This window comes from Nocardia flavorosea NBRC 108225 (assembly GCF_001613385.1).
In the GTDB taxonomy this organism is placed as follows: Bacteria; Actinomycetota; Actinomycetes; order Mycobacteriales; family Mycobacteriaceae; genus Nocardia; species Nocardia flavorosea.
This window is the reverse complement of the sequence record NZ_BDCG01000050.1, coordinates 1-4,473: the sequence shown is the minus strand read 5'-3', so window position 1 is coordinate 4,473 and position 4,473 is coordinate 1. Positions and strand designations below refer to the sequence as shown.

The window sequence follows — 4,473 nt, the reverse complement described above, 5'->3', positions numbered from 1 at the left end:
CTACTCCGCCGATGGCGACTGGCTGGTGGAAACCGCCGCGCCGGGCAGTGTCGACGTGGACGCGCTGATCGACCACATCGTGTTCGATGGTGCGGTCACCGGTGACGAATTGAACGCGATCGCTTCGGCTGCGGTCGATTCCGCATTGGACAAGCTCGATCCCGCCGATGGCGTGGTGGTCCGGTTCGTGTGGCTAGATCCCGATACCGCGGACCGGCACGGTCATCTGGTGGTCATCGCGCACCACTTGGCGATCGACGGTGTGTCCTGGCGTGTGCTGGTACCAGATCTCGTGCTGTCCGCCGTCGCGCGCAGCGCGGGCCAGACCCCGGAACTGCCCGCACCGGTCACGTCCATGCGGACCTGGGCGCATGCCCTCGAACGCAATGCACACAGCCCGGAACGGCTTGCCGAACTCGAGTATTGGCGGACGGTTGCGGGGACTGCTGAGCCGCTGCTCACCGAGCGCGGGCTGGACCCGGCGGTGGACACCGAGAGCGTTGTCGAGGTGCACGCGGTGCAGGTGTCGCCGGAGGTCACCCAGGCGCTGCTCACCACGGTCCCGGCGTTGTTCCACGGTGGTGTGAACGACGGCTTGCTCACTGCACTCGTGTTGGCGACTGCCGCGTGGCGGGCGCGGCGGGTGCCGGGAGCGCCGCTGGACGATCCGTTGCTGATCCGGCTCGAGGGTCACGGCCGTGAGGAAGAGGTCGTGCCCGGTGCCGATCTGTCCCGCACGGTCGGCTGGTTCACCGCGCTGTTCCCGGTCCGGTTCGAGCCGGCCGGGATCGATATCGAGGCCGCGTTGTCCGGCGGGACGGAAATGGGTGCCGCGCTCAAACTCGTCAAGGAACAGCTGCTGGCGGTTCCGGACAAGGGTGTCGGTTACGGCCTGCTGCGGTACATGAACTCCGAGACCGCCGCGGACTTCCCGCAGATCATGCCGGGCCAGGTGAACTTCAACTACCTGGGTCGCGTCGGGGCCGGTGAGATCCCCGAGGAGATGCACGGTTTCGGCTGGCTGCCGACCGCCGATCTCGAGGTGGATGTCCATCACGACGCGGATATGCCGGCCATGGCGTTGCTGGATATCAACGCCATCGTGGCCGGGGATGCGCTGACCGCGCGGATCGGTTACCCGGCCACCCAGCTGTCGGCGGACGAAGCCGCCGAGTTCGGCGAACTGTGGGTGCAGGCGCTGGAAGCCGTGGCCCGCCATGCCGAGTCCGCGGAAGCGGGTGGCTTCACACCGTCGGACTTCCCGCTGGTCACGTTATCGCAGCGCGATATCGAGACCATCGAGCAGCGGTTCCAGTGGCCGGTTGCCGATATGTGGCCGCTGACCTCGCTACAGGCGGGCATGCTGTTCCACGCTCAGCTCGCTGCGGAATCGGTGGATGTGTACACCGCGCACGCATTGCTCACGCTGACCGGCCGGGTGGATGCCGACCGGCTGCGGTCGGCGGCGCAGGCTCTGGTGGACCGCTACGAAAACCTGCGTACCGCGTTCGTCACCGATGGCGAAGGCAATTCGGTGCAAGTGGTGCTGAGCGAGGTCCGGGTCGACTGGTCCGAATACGACCGGACTGCCACGGGCAACGCGGACGACTTGATCGAGGCCGACCGGTTGCGGCGTTTCGATCTCACCGAACCGCGGTTGATCAGGTTCACCCTGATCAAGACCGGACCGGACCTCTGGCGATTCATGGTGTCGAATCACCATATTGTGCTCGACGGCTGGTCCATGCCGCTGCTCATGCAGGATCTGCTGGCGCTGTACGCGGTCCGCGCCGATCGCACCGCCTTGCCCGCGGCGCGTTCGTACCGGCATTTCCTGGACTGGCTGAGCCGGCAGGACCACGACGCATCGCTGGCGACCTGGCGCGAGGCCCTGGCCGGGGTGAGCGAACCCACCCTGGTCAGCAGCCCGGGTTCCTCGAATGGTGCGTCGGCGCGTGAGATCGAGGCGCTGTCGGGTGAGTACACGTTCGGTATGGATGCCGCCGCCACGGCCCGGCTCACCCGGCTGGCTGCGGAACTGGGTGTCACCGCGAACACCGTGCTGCAGGTGGCGTGGGCGATCCTGCTGGGCCGGATCACCAGCCGCGAGGACGTGGTGTTCGGTGCGACCGTTTCCGGTCGTCCGCCGCAGCTGTCCGGTGTGGAGACCATGGTCGGGTTGTTCATCAACACGATCCCGGTGCGGGTACGGTTCGATCCGAACGAATCCGCCCGCGATCTGCTCGCCCGGACCCAGGGCGAGCAGGCCGATCTGCTGGATCACCATTACGTGGGGCTGGCCGATATCCAGGCCGCGGCCGGGCAGTCCAACCTGTTCGACACCCTGTTGGTGTTCGAGTCGTATCCGGTGGACGCCGAGGGTATCCAGGAGCAGGCCACCGATATCGACGGGATGGCGGTGGCCGGGCTGACCGCGGTCGACGCCACCCACTACCCGCTGAGCCTGATCGCCACACTCGACAGCACGTTGCAGGTCAACGCGGGCTATCGGCAGGACATGTTCGACGAGGCCGATGTGCGCCGGATCGCCGACCAGCTGGTGCGGGTACTCACCGCGCTCACCGCCGCACCGGACCGGCCGCTGGGCGAGATCGATCTGCTCGACGACGCGGAACGCGACCTCGTGTTGCGTCAGTGGAATGCGACCGATCATGTGCTGCCGGAGCGGTTGCTGCTGGATGGGTTCGAGCGGATGGCGGCGGCGCACCCGGATCGGGTGGCGGTGTCGTTCGAGGGGACGAGTCTGTCCTACGGCGAGTTCTCCGCTCGGGTGAACCGGCTGGCGCGGCATTTGATCGCGCAGGGTGTGGGTCCGGAGTCGTTGGTCGGGTTGCTGGTGTCGCGGTCGGTGGATCTGGTTGTGGGTATGTATGCGGTGGTGGCGGCTGGTGGTGCGTATGTGCCGTTGGATCCGTCGCATCCGGGGGAGCGGATCGGTTACATCCTCGATACCGCGGAACCAGTCTGCCTGCTGTCCACCACGGCTGATGCGCAGGCTGTGGGGATCGAACCGGCAGACGCCGGCCTCGGCGGTGGCGGTGCCGTCGGCGGTGGCCGTGTTGCCGGTGGCAGTGTGGGCACGCTTGCGGGTGTGCCGGTGCTGGCGCTGGATACGCTCGATACGAGTGGTTTCGATGCTGCGTCGTTGACGGACGTGGATCGGCTTGCGCCGGTGCGGCCGTCGAATACCGCGTATGTCATTTTCACTTCCGGTTCGACGGGGCGGCCGAAGGGTGTGGCGGTGCCGCATTCGGCGATCGCGAATCAGGTCGCGTGGATGCTGGCGCAGTACCCGATGGACGCGTCGGATGTGTACCTGCAGAAGACTGCGACGACGTTCGATGTGTCACTGTGGGGTTATTTCCTGCCGTTGGCTGCCGGTGCGCATTTGGTGGTCGCTACTCCGGATGGTCATCGTGACCCGGAGTATCTGGCGCGGGTGATTGTCGAGCAGCGAGTGACGGTGACGGATTTCGTGCCGTCGATGTTGACGGTGTTCGCGGCGCATACTGCGGTGGGTTCGGTTCCGAGTCTCGAGCATGTGTTCGTGATCGGTGAGGCGTTGCCGCCGGAGACGGTGACGGCGATGCATGCGGTTTCTGATGCTGCGGTGCACAACTTGTATGGTCCGACCGAGGCTGCTGTGTCGATCACGTATTGGCAGGCCACGGGTGACGAGTCGGGCAGTGTGCCGATCGGTGTGCCGCAGTGGAACAGCCGTGTGTATGTGTTGGATTCGCGGTTGCATCCGGTGCCCGAGGGGGTGACGGGTGAGTTGTATCTGGCGGGCGATCAGCTGGCGCGTGGGTATGTGACGCGTCCGGATCTGAGTTCTGACAGGTTTGTGGCGAGCCCGTTCGACGCAGGCCGGCGGATGTATCGCACGGGTGACCTCGTGCGTTGGCAGCGGGTCGACGGCCAAGCGGTGCTGGAGTATTTGGGGCGTACGGATTTCCAGGTGAAGTTCCGTGGTCAGCGGATCGAGTTGGGGGAGATCGAGTCGGCGTTCCTGGCGCAGCCGCAGGTGAGCCAGGCCGCGGTGGTCGTGGCTGCCTCACAACTCGGTGAACAACTCGTCGCCTACGTTGTCCCTGCCCCGGGGCAGCAGATCGTGCAGACCGTTCTGCTGGATGCTGTGCGGGAGATCCTGCCGACCTACATGGTCCCGGCGGCCGTCGTAGTGCTCGAGGCGTTCCCGTTGAACACTTCCGGCAAGCTCGATCGTAAAGCGTTGCCGGAACCCGAATTCGAGGCTCGGGAGTTCCGTGCGCCGTCGACTCCGATCGAGGAGATCGTGGCGGGTGTGTTCGCCGATGTTCTCGGTGTCGACCGGATCGGCGCCGATGATGATTTCTTCGCGCTGGGTGGTAACTCGCTGATCGCGACCCAGGTCGCGGCCCGGGTCGGGCAGGCACTGGATGTGCAGGTCCCGGTCCGCATGCTGTTCGAGGC

General features: G+C 66.1%; 1 protein-coding gene. It reads left to right on the top strand.

The window, feature by feature from the left end; translation table 11 throughout:
- A partial coding sequence (locus tag NFL01S_RS33715; RefSeq protein ID WP_157117327.1) for a non-ribosomal peptide synthetase occupies positions 1–4,473 on the top strand: 4,473 nt, incomplete at both ends.